Source organism: Brevibacillus centrosporus (genome assembly GCF_003710815.1).
In the GTDB taxonomy this organism is placed as follows: Bacteria; Bacillota; Bacilli; order Brevibacillales; family Brevibacillaceae; genus Brevibacillus; species Brevibacillus centrosporus.
In genome coordinates this window covers 63733-85592 of record NZ_RHHP01000038.1, presented here as the reverse complement: position 1 = coordinate 85592, position 21860 = coordinate 63733, and the positions used below count along the sequence as shown (strand labels likewise).

The 21860-nt window shown below is 51.9% G+C and carries 22 protein-coding genes and 1 riboswitch; of the genes, 4 read left to right on the top strand and 18 right to left on the bottom strand.

Features of this window, described 5'->3' with window-relative positions; all coding sequences use genetic code 11:
* Positions 1 to 187: 187 nt before the first annotated feature.
* Positions 188 to 1528, top strand: a complete 1341-nt coding sequence (locus tag EDM55_RS24845) for a hemolysin family protein (RefSeq protein WP_092267129.1) — start codon at positions 188 to 190, stop codon at positions 1526 to 1528.
* 87 nt (positions 1529 to 1615) lie between these two features.
* Here the strand turns inward: EDM55_RS24845 and EDM55_RS24840 are convergent, their stop codons facing one another.
* From EDM55_RS24840 to atoS, 6 genes are all read right to left on the bottom strand, one after another.
* Positions 1616 to 2593 (bottom strand): cation diffusion facilitator family transporter, encoded by a 978-nt coding sequence (locus EDM55_RS24840; RefSeq protein ID WP_092267130.1) that lies wholly within the window; start codon positions 2591 to 2593, stop codon positions 1616 to 1618.
* Between the two features lie 157 nt (positions 2594 to 2750).
* Positions 2751 to 3065 carry a DMT family transporter gene (locus EDM55_RS24835; RefSeq protein ID WP_092267131.1) on the bottom strand — a complete coding sequence of 105 codons (315 nt, stop codon included), beginning with the start codon at positions 3063 to 3065 and terminating at the stop codon, positions 2751 to 2753.
* Entirely contained in the window at positions 3062 to 3415 is a 354-nt protein-coding gene (locus EDM55_RS24830) for a DMT family transporter (protein WP_092267132.1), read from the bottom strand. Before EDM55_RS24830 ends, EDM55_RS24835 begins: the two co-directional genes overlap by 4 nt.
* Positions 3416 to 3528: 113 nt before the next feature.
* Positions 3529 to 3630, bottom strand: a riboswitch (guanidine-I (ykkC/yxkD leader).
* 85 nt (positions 3631 to 3715) lie between these two features.
* Positions 3716 to 5041: a TIGR00366 family protein gene (locus tag EDM55_RS24825; protein ID WP_092267133.1), complete on the bottom strand. Its 1326-nt coding sequence runs from the start codon at positions 5039 to 5041 to the stop codon at positions 3716 to 3718.
* 172 nt (positions 5042 to 5213) lie between these two features.
* A complete protein-coding gene (locus EDM55_RS24820; RefSeq protein WP_092267134.1) occupies positions 5214 to 6605 on the bottom strand; it encodes a sigma-54-dependent transcriptional regulator in 1392 nt (463 codons plus the stop codon).
* Positions 6602 to 8431: a two-component system sensor histidine kinase AtoS gene (gene atoS, locus EDM55_RS24815; RefSeq protein WP_246070833.1), complete on the bottom strand. Its 1830-nt coding sequence runs from the start codon at positions 8429 to 8431 to the stop codon at positions 6602 to 6604. The genes EDM55_RS24820 and atoS overlap by 4 nt, the downstream gene beginning before the upstream one ends.
* An 84-nt stretch (positions 8432 to 8515) precedes the next feature.
* On the opposite strand from atoS, the gene EDM55_RS24810 reads away from it, so the two are divergent.
* Positions 8516 to 8977, top strand: coding sequence for a low molecular weight protein-tyrosine-phosphatase (locus tag EDM55_RS24810; protein WP_122961628.1), 462 nt, complete (start codon positions 8516 to 8518; stop codon positions 8975 to 8977).
* Positions 8978 to 9059: 82 nt separating this feature from the next.
* Here EDM55_RS24810 and EDM55_RS24805 read toward each other — a convergent pair whose 3' ends face one another.
* Positions 9060 to 9857, bottom strand: coding sequence for an alpha/beta hydrolase family protein (locus EDM55_RS24805; protein ID WP_122961627.1), 798 nt, complete (start codon positions 9855 to 9857; stop codon positions 9060 to 9062).
* 548 nt (positions 9858 to 10405) lie between these two features.
* Positions 10406 to 10966, bottom strand: a complete 561-nt coding sequence (locus tag EDM55_RS24800) for a DJ-1/PfpI family protein (RefSeq protein WP_092267137.1) — start codon at positions 10964 to 10966, stop codon at positions 10406 to 10408.
* Between the two features lie 147 nt (positions 10967 to 11113).
* Here EDM55_RS24800 and EDM55_RS24795 point away from each other — a divergent pair, with 147 nt between their 5' ends.
* Positions 11114 to 11494: a winged helix-turn-helix transcriptional regulator gene (locus tag EDM55_RS24795; protein ID WP_092267138.1), complete on the top strand. Its 381-nt coding sequence runs from the start codon at positions 11114 to 11116 to the stop codon at positions 11492 to 11494.
* 33 nt (positions 11495 to 11527) lie between these two features.
* Here the strand turns inward: EDM55_RS24795 and motB are convergent, their stop codons facing one another.
* The 4 genes from motB to EDM55_RS24775 form a co-directional block, all read right to left on the bottom strand.
* A complete protein-coding gene (gene motB, locus EDM55_RS24790) occupies positions 11528 to 12337 on the bottom strand; it encodes a flagellar motor protein MotB (RefSeq protein WP_092267139.1) in 810 nt (269 codons plus the stop codon).
* The gene (gene motA / locus EDM55_RS24785) at positions 12330 to 13133 is read right to left on the bottom strand and encodes a flagellar motor stator protein MotA (protein WP_092267140.1); all 804 of its coding nucleotides are present in this window, start codon (positions 13131 to 13133) and stop codon (positions 12330 to 12332) included. The genes motB and motA overlap by 8 nt, the downstream gene beginning before the upstream one ends.
* A 102-nt stretch (positions 13134 to 13235) precedes the next feature.
* Positions 13236 to 13967, bottom strand: coding sequence for a ZIP family metal transporter (locus tag EDM55_RS24780; RefSeq protein WP_122961626.1), 732 nt, complete (start codon positions 13965 to 13967; stop codon positions 13236 to 13238).
* A 114-nt stretch (positions 13968 to 14081) separates the two neighbouring features.
* Positions 14082 to 14684: a flavin reductase family protein gene (locus EDM55_RS24775; protein WP_092267142.1), complete on the bottom strand. Its 603-nt coding sequence runs from the start codon at positions 14682 to 14684 to the stop codon at positions 14082 to 14084.
* A 185-nt stretch (positions 14685 to 14869) separates the two neighbouring features.
* On the opposite strand from EDM55_RS24775, the gene solA reads away from it, so the two are divergent.
* On the top strand, positions 14870 to 16003 hold the full coding sequence (solA, locus tag EDM55_RS24770; RefSeq protein WP_092267143.1) for an N-methyl-L-tryptophan oxidase: 1134 nt from the start codon (positions 14870 to 14872) through the stop codon (positions 16001 to 16003).
* A gap of 56 nt (positions 16004 to 16059) precedes the next feature.
* On the opposite strand, the gene EDM55_RS24765 is transcribed toward solA, so the two are convergent.
* From EDM55_RS24765 to EDM55_RS24740, 6 genes are all read right to left on the bottom strand, one after another.
* A complete protein-coding gene (locus EDM55_RS24765; RefSeq protein WP_122961625.1) occupies positions 16060 to 16878 on the bottom strand; it encodes a protein-glutamine gamma-glutamyltransferase in 819 nt (272 codons plus the stop codon).
* Positions 16879 to 16991: 113 nt separating this feature from the next.
* Entirely contained in the window at positions 16992 to 17903 is a 912-nt protein-coding gene (locus EDM55_RS24760) for a DMT family transporter (RefSeq protein ID WP_092267145.1), read from the bottom strand.
* A gap of 330 nt (positions 17904 to 18233) precedes the next feature.
* Positions 18234 to 18932 carry an LrgB family protein gene (locus EDM55_RS24755; RefSeq protein ID WP_122961624.1) on the bottom strand — a complete coding sequence of 233 codons (699 nt, stop codon included), beginning with the start codon at positions 18930 to 18932 and terminating at the stop codon, positions 18234 to 18236.
* Positions 18910 to 19299 (bottom strand): CidA/LrgA family protein, encoded by a 390-nt coding sequence (locus tag EDM55_RS24750; protein WP_122925038.1) that lies wholly within the window; start codon positions 19297 to 19299, stop codon positions 18910 to 18912. Before EDM55_RS24750 ends, EDM55_RS24755 begins: the two co-directional genes overlap by 23 nt.
* A 97-nt stretch (positions 19300 to 19396) precedes the next feature.
* A complete protein-coding gene (locus tag EDM55_RS24745) occupies positions 19397 to 20281 on the bottom strand; it encodes a LysR family transcriptional regulator (RefSeq protein ID WP_122961623.1) in 885 nt (294 codons plus the stop codon).
* 142 nt (positions 20282 to 20423) lie between these two features.
* Positions 20424 to 21809, bottom strand: coding sequence for an Ig-like domain-containing protein (locus EDM55_RS24740; RefSeq protein WP_141295156.1), 1386 nt, complete (start codon positions 21807 to 21809; stop codon positions 20424 to 20426).
* Between the last annotated feature and the right edge of the window lie 51 nt (positions 21810 to 21860).

Below are 21860 nucleotides of genomic sequence, written 5' to 3'. Positions count from 1 at the left end.
CTCTTCACAACCAGCAAGGCTGTAGCGCCTACTACGGAGATTTATCGGCTTTGTCGGACTTTCCTTTTCTCTGTAAAATGAGAAGTGTACACTCAGACCAAATTCCAAAACCTGCGCTTGGGAGTGAGCAGACGCCGCGTCTTTCATCCCGTAGCGTAATACAAATCCAGAGAGGATGACTTTTTACTTGGATAGCGTTCCGATAGTGCTCAACCTACTGCTTGTTGTTTTTCTCGTTTTTCTGAACGGCTTTTTCGTAGCCGCCGAGTTTGCTCTCGTGAAGGTGCGCCAAACGCGCCTGACCCAAATGGTCAATGAAGGGAACAAACGAGCAGCCTTCGCCCAAAAAGTAACCCAAAAGCTGGACGGATACTTGTCTGCCTGTCAGGTAGGTATTACGCTTGCCTCGCTGGGTCTTGGTTGGGTCGGGGAACCGGCTATTGCCCACATGATTGTGGAACCACTCCTGGGCTCTACAGGACTTCCGGATTATGCGATTTCTGCCATTTCGTTTGGTGTCGCATTCGCGATTATCACGTTCTTGCACATCGTACTCGGAGAGCTGGCACCAAAATCACTGGCTATTCAGAAAGCAGAAGCAACTTCGCTGTGGGTTGCCGCGCCATTAATGTTCTTCTATAAATTGCTCTACCCGGCTATCTGGTTCTTGAACGGGACAGCCAACGCGCTCATGAAACGTCTAGGTATGGAACCTATTTCCGAGCATGAAGCCGCACATACGGAAGAAGAAATTCGCATTCTCGTAAACCAAAGCCATCAAAGCGGACATATCGACCAAACCGAGCTGTCACTGGTGGAACACGTATTTGATTTCTCTGAAACCTTGGCACGGGAGACGATGATCCCCCGTATCGACATGGTTTGCTTGTATACCTCGAATACGTTTGAGGAAAATCTCGAGATCATCCGTACACAGCGTCATACGCGATTCCCTGTAGCAGACGAGGACAAAGACAATATCATCGGCTTTGTCCACGCCACGGACTTTTATCTGTCCGCTCTCCAAGATGGATATGCCGATTTGGCGAAGCTGCTCCGTCCTGTATTGACGGTTCCCGAAACGATGGAAATCAGCACCGTATTGCGCCTCATGCAGAAAAAACGTTCGCAGCTTGCGATCGTCATCGATGAATACGGCGGTACTGCTGGTCTGGTCACCATGGAAGACATCCTGGAAGAAATCGTCGGCGACATCCAAGACGAGTTTGACGAAGAGCGCCCTGAAATCGAAAAAGTGGAAAACGGACTGTCTGTCTCCGGTATGCTGACCCTCGCAGACCTGAACGATCACATCCCGTTTGATCTCGAATCCGAGGATGTGGACACGATCGGTGGCTGGTTGTACAGCCAGCTGGAAGAAGAGATTGCCGTCGGTGCTTTTGTCGAGTGGGAGAATTACTTGTTCACCGTCAAACAGATGGATAATCACCGTGTGACCCGCGTTTTGATCACGGAGCTGCCTGTGCAAAATACGGAAGCTTCCGAAGAGTTGCAGACTGTCTCCTAACCGAGTCCTTACAAACGCAACGCCCCCTTCCAGCCATGATGGCTTTGGAAGGGGGCTTTTTTGGTACAGTAACAATCTCTATTGATTCTAGGTTCCCTCGACCGCTTTTCGCGGCTCCCAGTCTCGGACGCCATTGTCCTCGAGTATTCCCATCGTTACATCGCTGATATCGGGATCGGTGAGCACGCTGTCACGAATGCGGTATTTGATGTCGTCCGCCACGGAAAGCATCAAGCCTGAACGCAGCTCGACATAGCATTCGACGTGGTAGAAGCGACCTTCCTGAACGATGCGCAGCTTGTTGATGTCCGTCACGTCTGGATCAGCCAGTATGATCTTGGCGACGCGATCCTCCACCTCTTTTGGCGCTGCTACTCCGATCAGACCTACCATGTTATCGTAGCCCACTTTGAAAGCAACGCCGATCATCAATACCCCGATCAGCATGGTGGCGATTCCGTCGAAAAGGGTAATGGTAGAGACCTGACTGACGATGACGGCGATGAGAGCGAGCAGAGCGCCTGTAGTGGCAACGATGTCTTCGTAAAAGACGAGGCGCGTCGGCGGTGCAGCGCGTCCTACGTTTCGAAAAGCAGCAGGAATGATCGCCATTCCAGTCGCCTCCGCACGAGTCTCGTGTACGATTTCTTTCATGGCTTTCACCAAGACATAGCCATCTACGACGATCGCCAGAAGCAAAATCCAAAAGTTGATCCAGAAGTGCGTAGCGTGAGCAGGTTCTTTGATGAGGTGCCAGCCTTCTGTAATGGTCTCGTACGCCATTACGGTCACGACGATCACCGCGATCATGCAAAAGAGATTGATCACACGCCCAAACCCGGTAGGAAAGCGCGGTGTCGGCTTTTTCTCGGCCAGTACGCTCCCGAAGAAAACGAAGCCTTGGTTCACCGCATCCGCGACCGAGTGCATGGCAGATGCAAACATGGCTCCGCTGCCGCTGTAGGCAGCTGCCATTCCCTTTACGATGGCCAGCCCTGTATTGCCCAAGGCTGCCGTGGCCGAAGACATGTTGCCCTTTTTTAACGTTTCCCAAAGAGTGCCCATCCTGCTATGTATCCTCCTCGTAAGTGATGCGCATTTTATTTATTATACTATTCCCAAGGAGAGCACAGATGGGGCTTTTTACTGAAAAGGAAAATATTTGATAGTGGGACAAGCGTAATGCTTCTGCCTGCCCCTTAGTTACCATGACACTGTTATTTTAAGCAATGAGTTTAAGCCCTGCGACAGATACGATCACCAGAGCAATGCAAGTGATGCGCAGCTTGTCTTTTGGCTCACCGTACACCAGCATGCCTACCAAAGCGCTGCCGACCGTACCGATTCCCGTCCATACAGCATAGGCTGTCCCCATCGCGATTTCCTTCATCGCAAACGACAGCAGGATAAAGCTCAATGCAAATCCTCCAACCAGCACCAGATAGGAACGCAAGGAAGGCTTTTGGTTGACCTGTGTAATCCCCATGACGCCAACGACTTCAAAACAACCTGCCAATATCAAGGCTACCCAACTCATGCAGCTTCCCCTTCCTTTCGTGGATGATCATCATGCTCATGCGTCACCAATTTCAGGCCGATAATCCCGACCAGAAGTAGCGCAATCAATCCGATCTTGGCCCAGCTGAACGGCTCACCGAACACGACCATTTCACTGATGACGGTACCTGCCGTCCCTAGCCCGACGAACACGGCGTAGACCGTACTGGTCGGCAGCCTTTTCCCCGAGTAGACAAGTACCCCAAAGCTGACTAGAATCGCAACCGCTGTAAGCGCCCATTCCAAAACGCTATCCGCATGCTTGAGTCCCGCAACCCACCCGACCTCAAACACGGCAGCGACGATCACGAGCATCCAGTTTTTACTCATCACACAAACTCCCCTCTCTTTTTCGTATCATTCCCCTTCCCGGCGGGAGCAACGAATGAATGTCGTTGCTTTTTTCCACGCAAAAAAAGCCGCGGTCGAATACCATCTTGATATTCTCCCGGGCTTTTATCCCTCCGTGTACACGGCCACGCCGTGGGTTTTCTCTCGGTCCAGGCCGGACTTTTGCTATCCGCGGAACCCTAGAAAACTCTGGGTATGAAATTTAGGTTTGGTTTCTGAATTCCCTATACTTTATCACAAAAGGATTTTGACCTCAATGGATTTTGCTGGCCCTGACACTTAGAAAAAGGACAGACCGATGGCGAAAATAACACCGGATACGAGCAGAGTCGTAACGCAGTACCCCATGATGTCACGCACTCCCAAGCCCGCAATAGCAAGCGCTGGCAAGGCCCAGAACGGCTGAGCCATGTTCATCCACGCTTCCCCGTAGGCGATCGCCATGGCCGCAATCCCCGAGTCCACGCCAAGCTGCTGTGCGGCCGGCATGATGAATGGACCTTGCACGACCCAGTGACCTCCGCCGGATGGAACGAAGAAGTTTACGAAGCCAGAGCTGAGGAACGCCAGGAACGGGAACGTCTCAGGAGTCGAAATCGAGATAAAGGCGTTTGTCATCATGCCGCCCAATCCAGACTGCTCCATCATGCCTTGAATCCCTGCGTAGAACGGGAACTGAATCAAGATACCTGCAGTCCCTTTTGCTGCGTTACCCACTGCTTTCATGTAAGAGAGCGGCGTTCCGTGGAGGAGTAAGCCCGCGATGAAGAAGAGCAGGTTGACCGTGTTGATATCTACTTTGAAGCCTTTGTTGGCAAAATAATAAATCAAATAGGAGAAGCCCAATACACAAATGATATAAGTCAAAATCCGGCTGTTTTCCATGACCGTTGCAAATGTTTTCTCAGTCGGAGCAGCTTCAGCAGTCGCTGCTACTTCCTCTTTTGCAAACAGCTGTGGATCGATTTCAACGACTTCTTTACCCGTCGGCATCATCAAACGCGTCATGATTGGCAGGGCAATCAACAGGGCAATGGTAATGAACAGGTTGTATCCGGTGAAGATCGTATCCGTAAGCGGAATCAGCCCGGCTGTTTTTTCCAGAGGGTTACCCGGCGTTGCCGCTGTCAGCGGGACAGAGCCTGAGAGACCGCCATGCCAGGTCAAAAAGCCGATGTACGCACAGGCGATCAAAAAGCGATAGTCGGAGCCAGGTACGCGTTTGGCAACCTCTTTCGCAAACAAGGCGCCTACAATCAGACCAAAGCCCCAGTTGAGCAGACAGGCGATAGCCGAACCAAGCGTGACCAGAATGACGCCTTGGACTGGAGTTTTTGCAATGCTCGCGAGACGAGTCAGGCTGCGGCTTACGAGCGGCGAGCTGGCGAGCGCATGACCTGTCACCAATACCAGAGCCATTTGCATCGCGAAAGCCAGCAGATTCCAGAAGCCGTTCCCCCAGAACTGCACCATTTGAATCGGACCGTGATCGGTAAACACAAGACCGCATACAAACAAGATAATCGTCAAAATGAGGGCAAAGACAAATGGATCTGGCAAAAACTTTTGCACCAAAGTCGAGAAAAAACGTGACAACGCTTTCATAAATGACCTCCTTGCTTGCATTCTGAGCTATGTACCCTCTCCTCTCTATTCAAGAATCGTACCAACTGGTATCCGCTCGATCCATCGCGCTATTCCTGGACTCATTTCGTAACCCAAAGCAAAAAAGTGTGTAAAAAGTAAACCCTCCGTCTACTTTTTACACACCTCCCTCTTATTCTTCCGACACGTCTATTGCGTACATGTCCATTTTGTATAAAAGCGCGCTGCGTGATATTCCAAGCCGCTTTGCCGTTCTCAGCCTGTTGCCTTTTTCCCGTTGTAGGGCACGGGTAATTGCTTCCTTTTCCACTTCTGAAATGATGTCCTTCATCGTCCGATCCTCAAATTGAAGGCCCCGTCTTTCCTTTGCCTCATGGGACGCTTTCCTGGTTTCCTCTAGCTGCAACTGAACATGCTCGGGAAGAATGGCTGGCCCACTCGCTAGCACAACGGCCCGCTCGATCGTATTCTCCAGCTGTCTCACATTTCCCGGCCAGTGATACGCGTTCAAAAGCTCGACAGCTGCCGGAGACAAATAGCAGCCCTCCTTGCCAGTTTCACGCCCAAACTTGGTTAAGAAATGGCGAATGAGCAGGGGAATATCGTCTTTTCGCTCCCGAAGAGGCGGCATCTGAATCGGGACGACATTCAGACGGTAGTACAAGTCCTCGCGAAAAAGCTCCAGACGGATTCTCTCCTGCAAATCGCGATTGGTGGCGGCGATGATGCGCACATCGATCGGGATCGGCTCAACGCCCCCGAGCCTGACCAATGTCCTCTCCTGCAAAACACGCAGCAGCTTAACCTGCAGAGATGGTGTGAGTTCCCCTACCTCATCGAGAAACAATGTCCCTCCGTTTGCTGCTTCAAACAATCCTGGCTTGCGTGCGACAGCTCCTGTAAAGGCTCCCCGCTCATACCCGAACAATTCGCTTTCCAGCAGCTTCTCCGGAATCGCTCCACAGTTGACAGGAATCAGAGGCTGATCGGCTCGCGGGCTGTTGCTGTGAATCGCCCTCGCAATCAGTTCCTTCCCCGTCCCGCTCTCCCCCTGGATCAAGACGGTCGCTCTGGTCATGCTCACTTTTCCGACCAGCTTGTACACTTCCTGCATGGCGGGGCTCAGCCCCACTAAGTACCCTGGGCAATCCGTCTGTTCCTCCTGCGAAGGGCGCATGGTTCCCTCTTCGTCCCCTGTTTCTGGCTTCAGCGCTTTTGCCACCACCTGCTTGACCTGCGTGAGATCGAACGGCTTTTGTACATAATCGTAAGCACCCAAGCGCATGGCTTCCATCACATCATTTGCAGAGCCGTAAGCAGTCATCATAATGACGCTGGGCTGGGCTGATTTTGCCTGCTTAAGACGGCGGAGTGTCTCCATCCCGTCCATTTCCGGCATGCGAAGGTCCAGCAGCATGACATCCGGCTCGTACTGTCCTATCTGTTCCAGAGCCTCTGCGCCGCTCGCTGCCTCTTTTGTATCGTAGCCTGCCTTGCGCAAGCTCGTAGACAATGCTTTGCGCACATTGACTTCATCATCGACTAATAGAATGCGTCTTTTCATCTCTCTGCCTCCTCCCATCTCCCTGGCAGCGCCACTGTAAACCGGACGCCATTTGCTACATTTTGGGCAGTGATATGTCCTCCGTAGGCATGCACGATTCGCTGGGAAATCGCCAGTCCCAGCCCCGTTCCAGACGGCTTCGTCGTGTAAAACGGCTCAAATACGGAGAGCAAATGCTCTTCGGCAATGGGTTGACCGTCATTAGTCACATGGATACATGCCTGATTGCCATCCTTTTCCGTTTGGATTTGGATAACCCCCCCATGTGGCATCGCCTGGATCGCGTTGATCAAAATGTTTAAGAAGACCTGCTTCAGCAAATCTGGCGATGCGAGAACAAATGGCGCATGATCCCCGAAGCATCTCTCCACCTGAATGCCTTTGCCGGCCGCACTTCGCTCCATCAGCAGCACAGTTTGATTGATCACATCCCACAGATGGATGGGGACATGAGCCTCCTCATCGGGGCGGGAAAAGAGCAGCAGCTCGTCCGCAAAGCGGTTCAGCCTCTCCACTTCCTCCACGATGATTTCCGTGTACTCCCGACAGCCATGCTCCTCTGGCAAATCTTCTTCAATGATTTGCGCGAAAGCCTTTATCGAGGTAAGGGGGTTTCGTACCTCGTGGGCAATACTCGCTGCCCATTCCCCGATAACCGCTAGACGCTCTGCCTGTGCCAATCGCAGCTCCATCCGTTTCCATTCCGTTCGTTCGTCGAGCACGACAATGACCCCAAGCACTTGATCAGTCGGGCTCACCCAGATCGATGTCCCCACTTTCACATAACGATGCCCCCGCTCAGGATGCTTGTACTCCCATTCGGCATCGCGGATCGTCCTGCCATGCACCAGCGTTTCTGTCAGCAAGCCGACGAACTCCTCGCTTTCCGCAAACACTTCCGTATGCGCTTTGCCCATGACCTGCTCTGCGGATCGTCCCGTTATTTTGGCTGCCGCCTCGTTCCAGGACGTGATTCTCCCCTGATCGTCCAAAGCCAGTACACCGCTATCCATGCTCTGCATGATGGTTTCCGTACGGGTCCGGCTCGCCTGAAGCTCGCCTGCCATCCTGTTGATCGCCTCAGATATTTCTCCTGGTTCTCCAGCCAAACGTCTCATGCGATGCGACAGATCCAGACTGATGGTTTTCAGCCCTGCCTTGATCTCCTCCAGAAGGGCTTCCAGTCTGTGCACCATCAGGCCGCTGACTAAAGCTGCTATCAAGCAGCCGACACCCGAGATGGCGAAAATGCTCCTGCGCATCCCTGCCAGCTGTACATCGATATTGCTCATCAGCTCATTTGCCCAAGTATAACCGATCATCTTGCCGTTTCGATTCAGCGGGTACATGGCATTCATGATGTTGCCCCTGACCTGCTCTCCGATCGCGATCTCCGGTTTTCCGCTTTCCATGACCAACCGTCCGAAATGCTCGGGTGAAATCGACTCACCCACGTGAAACTTCATTTCCTGACTCGGCCCGTATGTTACAATCGCATCCAGGTCGGCGGCATAATAACCGACACCGATACCCGGATGCTCGTCAGCAATCCGATCTGTAAGCGGTTGCAGAGCTTGGTTCAAATACTCAATTTTCTGCTCCCGAGTCGCCTCCTGCACCCCAAGCCTTTTGGTCAGGTCGTCATAATCTTTTGGCAACGCAAAATCCAGCTGCTGTGTGATCGCGATCAGCTTTTGTTTTTTTTCCTCGAGCAAAGCCTGCTCGGCCGCATGAAGAAGCACAAGCCCTGTGATCAAAATGGGCAGGATCGTCACGGCTACAACAGAGGCTATCAGGCGAATCCGATAAAAATAAGCTTTCAACATGCATACCTCGCTCTACGTTTCCTCTTCTATGTTATTCTAACATATAGAATCCATCTCATATTGCTTTCGAAAAGGAGCATACCCATGACACATGTTCTGTTTGTCTGCCTGGGGAATATTTGCCGCTCCCCGATGGCAGAAGCCGTCTTTCGTCATCTCGTCGAACAGCGAGGGCTGTCCGCTCAGATCGCTATCGATTCATGCGGCATCGGCGACTGGCATGCTGGAGAGCGCCCTCATACCGGTACGCAGAAAATTTTGCGTGAAAAGGGAATCGCCCACGACACCTTGCGCGCCCGGCAAATTACTTCGGATGATTTTGCGACCTACGATTACATCGTTTGCATGGACGAGGAAAACCTGTCTGCTCTAAAGCGTTTGGCGCCTGCTGGCAAGAAGGTGTACAGGCTGCTGGACTTCGCGACCGCTGCCAAGGAGCAAAACGTTGAGGACCCGTACTACACCGGGCGTTTCGGCTACGTCTACGATCTGGTCGAGGACGGCTGTCAAGGATTGCTGGCACATATTTTGAAAGAAGGGAAGTAGCCCGTTCGTTTGGACGGCACGCCTTTGTCCATGAAAAGAAGGGATAGCCGCTAGATGGGCTATCCCTTTTGTTATTTGCTCCCTATGAGACCGCCAGCGTAGTCTGCTCGGTCTGTTCCCGCAGCCATTTTACTGTGCTGTCGATCAAGCGCTGATAACCTGCCGTCGAAAAGGTATGGTCTGCACCGATGACGACCTCCGTCTCGCAGCGTCCCCGTCTGCGCAAGCGCAGCTCCCGTTCGTAATGGAACATCGCATCGACTGAAATAACATCATCCCGGTTTCCGTGCAGGAGTAGAGCATCTCCTTCAAATTGCTTGGCTTGGCGCAAAGGGAGCACCCCGTTCAGCGATTGGAAAAAGCGATCTTGCAGCAGGTAGCCGTGATGATCTGTTCTTCCGGTCAGCAGTGCCTCCTGATAGCCCCTCTCCCCCACAATCCGTACGATGTCGTCATACGGACGGGCAACTGCCGCCCAGAGAACGAGGGAGTGGATTCGTTTATCCGTACTGGCGGTAAGCATGGAAACGGCACCACCAAGGCTATGGCCAATGAGGCTGACACGCTCAGGATCGATGCTATCCAGCTGGAAGGCAAAGTCGAGCACATCCCGTGTCTGGCTGAGCAGGACGTCCAGTCCGCCTGCACCGTAGTCCCCGCTGCTTTCCCCGCACCCACCGTAGTCAAAGCGCAAGACGGCAAAGCCATTGGCGGTCAGCTCTCTGGCAGCTTTGACAAACAGGCGATCGACTCCGATTCGACTGCCGATAAAGCCGTGGCAGATGATGACAAGGGGAAACTTTTCACCTGACTGGCTGGGCTCATGCAGAGTTGCCGTTAACGAGATGTCTCCGCTTGGGATTTGAAAAGTCCGTTCCATTAAACTCACCTCATTTATTTTCAGTATTCCGAGTAGTTTACTTTGTTATAATTTATTATGCGGGTTTTCAGAGCTGTTGTCAATAAATATGGCGGGTCGGAATCATTCATCTCGGGGAAAAAGCCCCACCAAGATACATTTTAGGGATCACGATTCGGGAGCAGACGCTGCCTAGCTCCACCTCGATCTTATGTACAGCACAATACTTACTGTTGATTCGACTATGCTCGTAAACTTTGATGATAGAGGAGAATTTGGAGATCACCTCTACATCTGTAAAAAGGAATTAATCCACGATGAGATCAATAGTAGGTGCAACTCGCGGGGGTGTTAATGCTCGCAAGGGAGCAGTTCCTCTGCGGGCAAAATCTGGTTTCGTAGAAGTTGTGATCCTTCCCAATCGAGCCTCCCCATAAGACGTTCATCCTGGGGAGTTTATTCCCTTTCCTCTATCAGGTAAACCCGCACCCACTCATGAAAAAACAAAAAACAGCTGTCATCTCGCACGACAGCTGTTTTTCTCAAGCCATATTTCTCCGACCCTTTCCTTAGGCCATTGCATTTACTTGTTTCACAAACTCCTTCATCAGCACGGGGAGGTCGTTCCAGGCATGCCCGGAGATGAGGTTACGGTCCACGTGGAAGCGCTTCTCGATATACTTCGCTCCAGCAGCCTCTACCTCTGGGCGGCATGCGAAGTAGGCGGTCATCTCACGCCCACGGATATCGTCAGCGATTACCGTCAGGGCAACACTGGCATGGCACAGGATCATGATTGGTTTGTCCTGTTGGAAGAAGTGGCTTGCGATTCGTCCAAAATCTTTGTGCAGGCGGATGTGCTCGGGAGCTCGTCCACCTGGAATGATCAGGGCATCGTACCCGCTCGGATCAATCTCGTCAAAGGACGCATGGGCTTCGAGCTGATACCCGCGTTTCTCTGTGAAGGTCTGCCAGTCTTCAAAGTCATGCACCACGGTATGCAGCACTTTCGCATCAGTCGGGGATGCGATCGTCACTTCGAATCCTTCCTCCAGAGATCGGTAATACGGGTAATAGGCTTCCAGAGCTTCAACGGCATCGCCGGTTAGAATCAGTACTTTTTTAGACATGAGGTCCTCTCTCCTTTACAATAAAACCTAGGTGTATCTGACAAGGATGATTATACGCAGGATCAGCACCTAACGTAAGAATGCACTTTTTTGTGCGGAGGTTACCAATAAGGTACTATTGGCAAATGCCATTAAGGAGAGTCACTTATGTCCGATATTCGTAAGGAAACACTGGAAAAAATACAAAACGGTGACTTTAACTGCTCGAAGGAACTGACTTTGTCCATGTTCAGCGGAAAATGGAAAGTCGTGATCCTCTGGCATCTGGGTGTGGAAGGCCCCCATCGCTTTAGCCAGCTACAACGGCTATTTCCCCGAATTACTCATAAGATGCTGACCAGCCAGCTAAAAGAGCTAATCGAGGACGGTATCGTGCATCGAGAAGTCTATCCGGAGGTTCCCCCTCGTGTCGAGTATTCCATGACGGAGCTGGGGATGACTCTTTTGCCGATCATCGAAATGATGTATGAGTGGGGCGAAAAACGGATGGAACAACTAAAGCTCGGCGTCGAATCAATGGAAAAATGAAAGAGGATAGCACCCCTTGTGCTATCCTTCTTTTTACGGATTTATTGTATTTTTCGGCGGTGCCGCCAGATCGCGCAGGATCGCGACCTCTACCCGTCTGTTTTTGGCACGTCCATCAGCGGTAGCGTTCGATGCTACAGGGTGGTATTCGCCCATGCCTGTCGCGCTGAACTTGGTCGGATCGAGATTTCTGTTTTCCAGCAGTACCTTGAGGAAGTTAACCGAACGCTTCGCACTCAAATCCCAGTTGGACGGGAAATCGGCCCGGTGGATCGGCACGTTGTCGGTATGTCCAGTGACGGTCACCTTTTTCGGATGCGGGACCAGCATGGACGCCATCTCCGCAGCGAGCTTTCTTGCTTCAGGCTTGAGATCGGCTTTACCTGAGTCAAACAACGCATTGTCGAGAATCGTGATGAGCAGCCCCTCTTCGGTCAGCTTGGTCTGCAGCTTGTCCTGCAGCTTGTTTTGCTCGATGTAGCCTTCCAGCTGCGTCTGCAGCTTTTTCAGATCCTCTGTCTCTTTGCGTACCGCTTCCTCCAGCTTCTTCTCTTCCTCGGTCTTTGGTTTTTCCGCTTCCTGTGCCCCTTTGTGGATGGTCTGCTGCGCCATGTTCGGGTCCAGTGGCACCGGACTCGGCTGATTCAGCACGCCCACCCCACCGTTCAAGGCAACGTTGAAGGATTTCACCAGCTGGTCAAACTTCTTCGCATCCATCTCACTGGAGGCAAACAATACAATAAACAAGGCAAGCAACAGGGTGAGCAGGTCAGCGTACGGAATCAGCCAAGTCTCGTCCATATGCTCTTCATGCTGAGCATGTCTCTTCGGTCGCTTAGCCATTTACCGCAGCTCCTTCCTCCTTCTTCTCTTCCTTCATCTCGGCACGCTCTCGGTACGGGATGTACACAAGCAGCTTCTGTTCAATCGCAGCCGGGGATACACCAGCCTGAATCGAAAGCAGACCTTCTACCATGATTCTCTTGATTTCAATCTCTTGCTTAGATTTGCGTTTCAGCTTGTTCGAGAAAGGATTCCACAAAACGTAGCCTGTAAAAATACCGAGCAGTGTCGCGACAAACGCAGCGGCAATGGAAATACCCAGCGCATCGATGTCACTCAGGTTACCAAGCGCCGCGATCAGGCCAACTACCGCACCCAATACCCCGAGTGTCGGCGCGTAGCTGCCCGCCTGGCTGAAAATCAGTGCACCCATCTGGTGACGCTCTTCAATTGCATGAATCTCTTCGTTCAACACATCGCGGACGAAATCCGGTTCGCCTCCATCGATGATCATCTTCATGCCGTTTCTCAGGAATGGATCTTCTATTTCATCGGACGTATTTTCAAGGGCCAACAATCCTTCACGGCGAGCGATCGACGCCCAGTTCATAAATTGGCCAATCAGTTCACGTTTGGCAGGGAGTTTTTGCTCTTTAAAAAGTACCTTGAAAAGGACGGGAACCTTTTTGACTTCCGACATGGGAAATGCGTTTAAAATAGCGGCAGCCGTACCCACCATGATGATCATGAATGCTGCTGGGTTTAATAATGAGGCGGGACTGGCGTGCTTCAAGATCATCCCGACAACTACTGCAACGATACCTAGTACTAAACCTAGCAAGGTCGATTTTTCCATCGTGACACTCCCTACTTCCATAATCGAAATCTATCTATATATGGTTTCGGTAATTTGCGGTCAAATTGTGAGGGGAACTTATGAAAAACGGAACTCTTTTTATCATCCGAACTGCTGAACCATCCCGATCATCACCAGCAACCCGATAATAAAGGAGAACGTGGCTGAGCGAGCATGTCCGTCTCCGTGGCTCTCCGGAATGAGCTCCTTGTAGACGATATACAGCATGGCTCCGGCAGCAAAGGAGAGTCCGTAGGGAACCAGCCCACCCACGACCGAAGTCAAATAATAGCCGATAAGAGCCGAAACGATCTCTACTGCACCGGTCATCGTCGCCAAAAGAAAAGCTTTGAGCCGGCTCACCTGCTGATTAATCAGAAATAGCGCGACCAGAAACCCTTCCGGCGCGTTCTGCAGTCCGATCGCAAAGGCGACCAAGCCACCCAGACCGGTTTGCTCACTGGAGTAGCTGACCCCAACTGACAGCCCTTCTGGAATGTTATGTAAAGTAATGGCCGACAAAATCAAGAGCGCCTGAGAGTCCATTGAAATATTTACTCTCGTATGCTCCAGATCTATATGCGGGATGAAGCTCTCCAAAACAGTCAGCGTCAGTGTCCCGGTGAGCACCCCCAGACAGATGACGATAATCGATCCGTTCTCCATCGCCTGTGGAATCAAGCTGAAGGTCGCGGCCGCCACCATGATGCCAGCCGTAAACGCGAGCAGAATATCACGCCAGCGATGCGTCACCGTTTTGAAAAACAGGATGGGCAGCGCCCCTGCTCCTGTCGCCATTGCCGATAGAAAACTCCCTATCAAAAGTTGCTCCATATGGTACCTCCGCCTCGTATATACCCTTCTTTTGATCATACCACTATATAACCGTTGGAGGATATCTGCCAGCATGCAAAAACGCCACTTCACATGGCGTTTCCTACTCTTATTCTATGTCTCGGACCGATAAGTTTTCCCTTTTTCTTCCCCGAGGCCAAAATAATGGCGAAAATTATAAATGAGCGGATTCCAAGCCTTGGGATCTACGTAGCGGTCACCGATGGCGATTCGCTCATCAGCGTGCACCTGCACCACCTCTGTTTCTACGATGGCAAAGCTCTCTGCGTACTCTGGAATCCGAATGTGGCGAACCTCTGCCTCCAATTGAAGGGGACATTCGGCAATCCGCTCGGGACGTACCGACTTAGATGCTGCTCGGGTGAAGGATCCAGCGGCGAACTTATCCTTTTCATAGCGAAAGCCAATCTCCTCTTTGTACGCAGGTACCGGATTTTTTCCGGTCAACGATGCGAGTGCCTCGACCTGGCGCCACATTTCCGCATCAGGCAAATTAATGACGCACGCTGGCCGATCTTTCAAATTTTCCAAGCCCTGTGATCCCACCCCTAAGCCTAAAATAACGAATGAACCTAGTGCCCACGAGGAGGAAATAGGGCTGATGTTGGTAGAACCGTCTGCATTCTCCGTCGACAGCAGGACGACGGGTGCACCGTAGTACAAAATTTTCGGGTGGATGGTAATATGGCTGATCATTTCTGAGGTCTCCTTTGTGATGGAATGGCAACTGCTCCCTCATTCTATCCCGCCATTGCTTCCATCTCCATCGAAGTATGCCTGCTTTTTTCAGGGCAAGCATCTCGCTTTCCTCCCCGCCTTGTAAGATAATAGAAACAGACCAGATGAACGTATAAGTGATCAATGATTTTGGAGGGAGACGTATGGAAAATTACGAGGTCATCATAGTCGGTGCCGGATCAATGGGGATGGCTGCCGGATACTTTTTGGCAAAGCAAGGGGTCCGCACCCTTTTGCTAGACACCTACGATCCACCACACACGATGGGAAGCCATCACGGAGATACCCGGATCATCCGCCACGCTTACGGAGAAGGCAAGCAATACGTTCCACTCGCGTTGCGTGCCCAGCAGCTTTGGCAGGAGTTGGAGGCTGTATCGGGAACGAAGCTTTTTGAACAGACAGGCGTTCTGAGTGCCGGCCCGCTGGAGGATTCTTTTCTGCAGGAGATTCGCGAAAGCGCCGAGACGTACTCGCTTCCTCTGGAGGTCCTGCGTGCCTCTGAAGTCAATGAACGCTGGCCCGGCATCTCGCTGCCTGATCATTATTATGCGTGCCTGGAAACCTCCTCTGGTGTCCTGTATTCAGAAAAGTGCATCAGTGCGTATCGCGAGCAGGCGATTGCGGCAGGTGCTACCCTCTTGCCCCATACACCCGTGACCGCCATTCAACCAGATGGAGATGGCGTCATCGTCCACACAGAAGCACACACCTATCGCGCTGGTAAGCTGCTGCTCAGCGCAGGAGCCTGGAATCCAGCCCTGCTTGCTTCCCTTGACTTGTCTCTGCCGCTATCTCCTACGCGCAAGACGGTCGCCTGGTTCGGATCCGAGGAGGACTTGTACCGTGCTGATAAATTCCCTGCGTTTATTTTTAAGCTGGCCGACGAAACCTCCTACTACGGATTTCCAAGCATCGATCAGGCAGGGGTGAAAATTGGTCGACATGACGGCGGTGTAGAGATCGATCCGGATCGTCTGGAACGCACGTTTGGCGCCCTCCTATCTGATGAAGGTGACGTTCGCTCGTTTCTCGAGACGTACATGCCGCAAGCAGCCGGTGCATTGCGCCAGGGACGTGTCTGCATCTACACGATGACACCGGACGAGCATTTCATCATCGATCGTCATCCTGAGTACTCGCAGATCGTGATCGCTGCCGGCTTTTCCGGTCACGGCTTCAAATTTGCCAGCGCGGTAGGCGAGGCAGCCAGCGAGCTACTTACACAGGGCAAATCTACCCACGATCTGTCCATGTTTTCCCTCCAACGTTTTTAGAAAAGCATTTGAAAAAGCCTCGTTGCCCTATACGGCGCGAGGCTTTCTTTCGCAGACTACCCCCGCCAGCGCTGAGAACCAACTCGCGCCACGATGCGGGTATCGGCCAGTCTACCGTAGACGCCGGCAGTCCGATCGCTAAATCTCGACAAGTAAGCAAAGCCCGGACGCGTCGCCTGTTGAACGAGGTAGGCAGACTGATACGATCCTGGTCTTCTCTCTTCATTCAAAAAGTTGATCAGCATTCCGGCCGTCTTGATACCAGCCCCATGCCCGTAATACAGTCCTCTGCCCAAATCCACGACGTTTTCCCCTTGCCACCAGGGCTTAGCCGGGTTGTAGTCCGGATTGGCAAAATAGAGAATATCTCCCGGCAAAAACGTGTGGGTACTGGCTGTCCGCAGATCCAAATCCTGATCATAGCGCCAGTCGTAAAGCAAAATATCGGCAAACATCCGCTCGAAATCAGCTGTTCGGATCGACCGCAGTGTCGCATGGTACAAAATGATGACCATCGCGGTCGCACACTCGGTCGCGTACAATCTGCCATTTCGGAAGATGTCAATGATTCCCTGCGAAGGCAGTATTCCCTCGCGCAGCCGGAAGCCGCCCAGCTCTGTCCGGTGCCAATAATCCTCGTTGCAGCGCGAATCTACAAAAGTAGAAAAAGAGATTCCGCTATCATTCAGCGCTCTGGCCGATCTCACCAGATGATCCCGCATTTTCAGTTCAAATTGCAGCAGCTCAGGCGTCGGGTATTCAAAGGTTTCCGGACTTGCCGCCATTTTCTCGACGACTTCCGTTTGTACCCCGTTTAATCCCCAGCTTCTCACCAGCTCAGACGGGCTGACCTGTCTTCCCGCAATCAAAATCATGGGTATCCCCCTTCTCACACTCCATCATCCTTATGTCTATGCAAAAGTCTAGGTCCATGTGTGCTAGAGAAAAACCCCGCCTATTGAAAGGGCAGGGTTTGCGAGGTCTGTCTTTAGATTTCAGCCTGTGTCATGCCAGACTTTCTTTTCAAGGAAACATTCTTCAAACGGGAGAAGAGATAGCATCCGATGATGACGATGACACTCCCGAGCAGCTGGGTCGCAGTCATTCTCTCCCCTAGCAAGAGAAACGCCAGGATCGCGGTAAACACGGGGTTGAAGTTCAGGAACATCCCGGCTGCCGTCGCTCCCACCTTTTGCACGCCGACATTCCACATCACCATACTTACGACAGTCGCCAGTACACCTACGTAGAACAGAGACAGCCAGAAGGACCAGGTCGTATTTTGAACGGTGAAGGTCGACAGATTAAATGGCAGCATCAGAGCCACGCCGAAAACGCCGGAGTACAGCGTCGACATCAGAGGAGTCACTGTCTTCATCGCCCACCGCGCACAGACGGAGTAAATGCCCCACATCGCTACAGCTGCCAGCATCCACAAATCGCCTACATTAAAGTGAAGATTGGAAATATGCGACAAATCCCCTTTGCTCATGACCACCAGTACGCCACCAAAGGAAATGAACATCGCGACAATCTGGAGCGGTTTGATTTTATCCTTTACCAGTAAAAAGGAAAAGATGGCAATCGATACTGGATTCAGCGTAGATAACAGACCGACATTCGTCGCATTCGTTCTCTCCAGCGCCCAAAACATAAAAAGGTTGAACAACGCGACACCCGTTACCCCCATCAAAATCAGCGGGAGCACAGCCTGCTTGGTCGGCAAAATCCGCTTTTCGCGAAACCAGACCATCGGGATCAGAAAGACGACCGCGATCATCCAGCGTAAATCAGTCAGCGTCAGGGACGAAGCATGCCCGACCAAAAACTTCCCTACAACAAAGTTCCCTCCCCAAAGAAAGCTCGTGCACAGCAAGAGGGCGGCATAGATCGGTTTCATAAAGCCTCCTTGATGAATAAGTTCATAACTAGTCTGTCCCCTATCATACACCTTTCGCAGACGTTTGGGCGGGCGTAATCCTTTTTCCATGAAAATCAGTTCATCTCGGTTAAAATGATTAATCCAGTTTCTTTTGGATTTTCTCGGGTGTATCGGAGCGTGACAGCTGTATGCCTGCACGACGCCACAGGGCGACGACCTCCTCCCATTGCTCCAGAGAAAACGATCGGATGTTCATGACAACCTCATTCTTTCCCAATAAAAATTTATGCAAATATTTTTATAATTATACAATTTTCCCATAAGAAAAAGGGGCTGTTTTTGGCCCCCTTACATTCCCATCCACGTCAAAATTACCGGAAGCAGAATAAATGCCCATACCACGGTCATGACCGCGCCTGCGATGACGGCGAGCGTCGCGCTGCTGCCTTCCAGATCGCCCTGCTCCAGGGCTTTCGCCATTCCCAGCACATGCGCGCCCATGCCGTACATCAAGCCGATCGAAACCGGATGCCGCAGTCTCAGGTGCTTGATGAGGGTCGGTCCCCAGAATACGCCGGCAAAGCTCGTCAGCATCACGAACAGGGCCGTCAAAGACGGAATTCCCCCGATTGATTCCGACAGCCCCACCGCGATCGGCAAAGTGATCGAGCGCGGAATCACACTGATTGCCGCTTCTTTTCCCAAACCAAGCAGCATCGCGGTCGAAACGCCAGCCAGGATCGCGATCAATGCCCCAGTAGCCAAACTGCTCACGATCATCCGCCAATGGGACATCAGTATGCCCCAGTTGCGATAGAGAGGGATCGCAAAAGCAACTGTGACCACGCCAAGCATTTCACTTAAAAGCTCTGTGCCCGCCTGATATTCCTGAAAAGGGACTCCGCTCACGAGCAGCAAGACCATAATTCCTAAAGGGGCGACGATAGCCGGTGAAAAGAGCAAGATAGGCTTTTTTCGATTCAGCTGTTTGGCTGCCACAAAGAAAAGGATCGTGACGAGAATGCTACAAATTTTCCACAGAGTCACGCCGCTTCACCTCACCCAATTTGAACATCCGCTCAGCAATCACGCCTGTCGAAATCATCACCAGTGCTGACCCACTGACGACGATGATCAAAACGAGCAAGCCTTTCATGCCCAAAAGCCACGGATATTGCATGATCCCGGCGATGGCAGGTACGAAAAACAAAATCATCTGGGAAAACACCAAAGTCGCTCCTGCCTGTACCCAGCTCAACCGAATCCATCCGAGCTGCAAGCACAGAAACAGCATCCCCATACCGATCAGACTTCCTGGAATATGTAACGGCAAAACCATCGAAATCCATTTTCCTGCCCAGGCAAACACGTACAGCAGCAAAACCTGCGGCAGTGCTAAGAGCCATGATCTCATCCTGACCACCCCGACTTCTCATGTTGGTAGGTCCATTTTATCTGCTCTCTGCATTATTCGTACAATACATAAACATCATGAACTCTATTCCATTTGGTTATGGAGAAAGATGCTGCTCAGCAAAGGAGATGAACGCTCGTGCTGCGTGCGAAAGGTAGTGGTCCTTTCGAAAAATCAGTGCATACTGCCAGTCGATCTTCGGGGAAGAGATATTGATCGTCCGCAGCTCACTGTTGTTCAGGCGTCTCACAATCGAACGGGGAACGAGCGATATCCCGAGCTGCGTCGCCACCAGCTCCCCGACGAAATCCCATAGCGAGCTCATGTAAGCGACCTGCGGCTCAAAGCCTGCGCGCAGACATGCCTGCTTGACCACATCGTGAATGGCGTACTCTTCCGTAAACAAGATAAAGGCTTCCTCACGCAGCTCCGCCAGGCTGATTGACTCGCGTTCGGAGATCCAATGCTCCCGATGGACGATCGCGACCAAGTCTTCTGCCTGCAAGGGAACTGCATCGAACTTTTCCGTATCGGCAGGAAGAACGGTCAGACCTACATCAATGCTTCCCTGCTCTACGTGTACCTCCAGCAGCTTGGCGCTGTATTCCTTCATCTCGATATCGATGCCCGGATACTGCTTTTTAAACAGAGCGATGACATTCGGCAGTAAAAACGATCCTACCGTCGGCATCATGCCCATTTTGACACGTCCGCGCTCCATGTTGCGTATTTCTCCGATGGATAAGGCCAGACTGTCCATCAAGTGGAGCACCTTTGTCGCATGATCGTAGACCAGCTCCCCTGCATCTGTCAGCTCCATTTTTCGCTCGGACCGATCCAGCAGTACGACACCCAGCTCTTCCTCCAGAGCTTTCATCATTTTGCTGATGGAGGGCTGCGAGACGTGCAGGGTGTTGGCAGCCTTGGTAAAGCTTTTCTGTTTTGCCACTTCCACAAAGTACTGCAGTTGCCTGATGTCCATGAGATGCCCCCGTCGTGTCCTGTGCTGTGCGTGCGAAATTCTTCTTTCTACTAGCTTACCACAGGGCTGCAGCTGCCCGCGTACACCACAAAAAAAAGACCGCCATCGTGGCAGTCTTCCTTTTCCTGAGCCTGATCTTTCCCTATTTTACCGTCACGGAGACACTGACCATCTTTCCGTTGTAGGTCACGATCACATTTGTGCGGCCTGCTTTGACAGCGGTAATCTTGCCGCCTTCCACTGTTGCCACTTTTTGATTCACCGAAGTCCAGTCAGCCTCGAGCGTTACATCTGCTTTCGTCTTATCTGTGTAGAGCGCGGACGCTTTCAATTCCTTCGTCTCGCCCTCTTTTAGCGTCACTTGCTTCGTGTCCGCCTCCAGCTTGGACAGCACAGCAGACTCTACCGAAATCGTGACGGTTTTGCCTCCGTACTTGGCGGTCAGCTTTGCCTTTCCTGCTCCTACACCCGTTACTACGCCACCTTCTACCGTAGCCACTTCCGGATTGCTCGTCGTCCACTCTGCTTTTTCCGTTACGTCTACCTTGTCACCGTTTGACAAGCTCGCCGTCAGCTTAAGGGACTCGGTTTTCCCCGGGTGCACGTACGCGACCTTCTTGTCCAGCGCCAGCTTGGAAATGACATCGACTTCCACGGGCAGCGTCACGGTTTTGCCTCCGTACGTTACCGAAACCTTTGTTTTGCCTGGTCCTATTGCTGTTACAAGCCCCTTGTCCACAGTGACAACCTCACTGTCGGCACTTGTCCATTTTGCCTCTTCTGTGACGTTTGCCGTCTTTTTGTCCGTATAAGTAGCTGTAGCTGCGATTTGCTTGGTCTCATCATTGCGCAGGACGAGTTTTTTCTGATCCACTGCCAGCTTGGAGATGATGTCGACCTCCACGGGCAGCGTCACGGTTTTGCCTCCGTATTTTACCGATACCTTCGTTTTTCCTGAGCCTACTGCAGTCACAAGTCCATTCTCGACTGTAACCACTTCACTGTCCCCACTGAACCACTCTGCTCCTTCTGTGACAATTGCCGTAGACTTGTCCGAGTAGGTCGCCGTAGCAGTGATTTGCTGGGTCGCTCCCTCGCGCAGCGTGAGCTTTTTCTGATCCACGGCCAGCTTGGAGATGATGTCGACTTCCACGGACAGCGTTACGTTTTTCCCGCCGTAGCTCGCCTTGACTTTGGTCTTTCCGGAATCTACCGCTGTTACCAGCCCCGCTTCCACTGTGGCAACTTCGCTGTCGGAGGAGGTCCAGTCGGCTTTTTGTGTAACGTCCTCTTTCGTTTTATCCGTGTAGGTAACCGTCAGAGCAAGCTGCTGGGTCCCATCCTTTTTCAGCTTCACCGATGTGGCACTGGCACTGAGCTTGGATATTTTCTTTTGTGTTTGATCCGTTTTTTCCGTTTTCGCATACACAGGTACTTGACCCGCACCTGCCAGTACGACTCCGCATGTCAAAACGGCCGCTAGCATGGCTTTCTGCCAGCCGCGAACGAGCTTGCGGTCTCTCTTCATGTTGATCTCTCCTCTACACGCCATTTTCCACTTTTTTCTATATCGGCATTT

Bases quoted from the DNA above. Each gene is read 5' to 3' on its own strand.
- EDM55_RS24840 (WP_092267130.1), bottom strand. From the start codon at position 2,593: ATGGGCACTCTTTGGGAAACGTTAAAAAAGGGCAACATGTCTTCGGCC.
- EDM55_RS24835 (WP_092267131.1), bottom strand. From the start codon at position 3,065: ATGAGTTGGGTAGCCTTGATATTGGCAGGTTGTTTTGAAGTCGTTGGC.
- EDM55_RS24830 (WP_092267132.1), bottom strand. From the start codon at position 3,415: ATGAGTAAAAACTGGATGCTCGTGATCGTCGCTGCCGTGTTTGAGGTC.
- EDM55_RS24825 (WP_092267133.1), bottom strand. From the start codon at position 5,041: ATGAAAGCGTTGTCACGTTTTTTCTCGACTTTGGTGCAAAAGTTTTTG.
- EDM55_RS24820 (WP_092267134.1), bottom strand. From the start codon at position 6,605: ATGAAAAGACGCATTCTATTAGTCGATGATGAAGTCAATGTGCGCAAA.
- atoS (WP_246070833.1), bottom strand. From the start codon at position 8,431: ATGTTGAAAGCTTATTTTTATCGGATTCGCCTGATAGCCTCTGTTGTA.
- EDM55_RS24810 (WP_122961628.1), top strand. From the start codon at position 8,516: ATGACACATGTTCTGTTTGTCTGCCTGGGGAATATTTGCCGCTCCCCG.
- EDM55_RS24805 (WP_122961627.1), bottom strand. From the start codon at position 9,857: ATGGAACGGACTTTTCAAATCCCAAGCGGAGACATCTCGTTAACGGCA.
- EDM55_RS24800 (WP_092267137.1), bottom strand. From the start codon at position 10,966: ATGTCTAAAAAAGTACTGATTCTAACCGGCGATGCCGTTGAAGCTCTG.
- EDM55_RS24795 (WP_092267138.1), top strand. From the start codon at position 11,114: ATGTCCGATATTCGTAAGGAAACACTGGAAAAAATACAAAACGGTGAC.
- motB (WP_092267139.1), bottom strand. From the start codon at position 12,337: ATGGCTAAGCGACCGAAGAGACATGCTCAGCATGAAGAGCATATGGAC.
- motA (WP_092267140.1), bottom strand. From the start codon at position 13,133: ATGGAAAAATCGACCTTGCTAGGTTTAGTACTAGGTATCGTTGCAGTA.
- EDM55_RS24780 (WP_122961626.1), bottom strand. From the start codon at position 13,967: ATGGAGCAACTTTTGATAGGGAGTTTTCTATCGGCAATGGCGACAGGA.
- EDM55_RS24775 (WP_092267142.1), bottom strand. From the start codon at position 14,684: ATGATCAGCCATATTACCATCCACCCGAAAATTTTGTACTACGGTGCA.
- solA (WP_092267143.1), top strand. From the start codon at position 14,870: ATGGAAAATTACGAGGTCATCATAGTCGGTGCCGGATCAATGGGGATG.
- EDM55_RS24765 (WP_122961625.1), bottom strand. From the start codon at position 16,878: ATGATTTTGATTGCGGGAAGACAGGTCAGCCCGTCTGAGCTGGTGAGA.
- EDM55_RS24760 (WP_092267145.1), bottom strand. From the start codon at position 17,903: ATGAAACCGATCTATGCCGCCCTCTTGCTGTGCACGAGCTTTCTTTGG.
- EDM55_RS24750 (WP_122925038.1), bottom strand. From the start codon at position 19,299: ATGAGATCATGGCTCTTAGCACTGCCGCAGGTTTTGCTGCTGTACGTG.
- EDM55_RS24745 (WP_122961623.1), bottom strand. From the start codon at position 20,281: ATGGACATCAGGCAACTGCAGTACTTTGTGGAAGTGGCAAAACAGAAA.
- EDM55_RS24740 (WP_141295156.1), bottom strand. From the start codon at position 21,809: ATGAAGAGAGACCGCAAGCTCGTTCGCGGCTGGCAGAAAGCCATGCTA.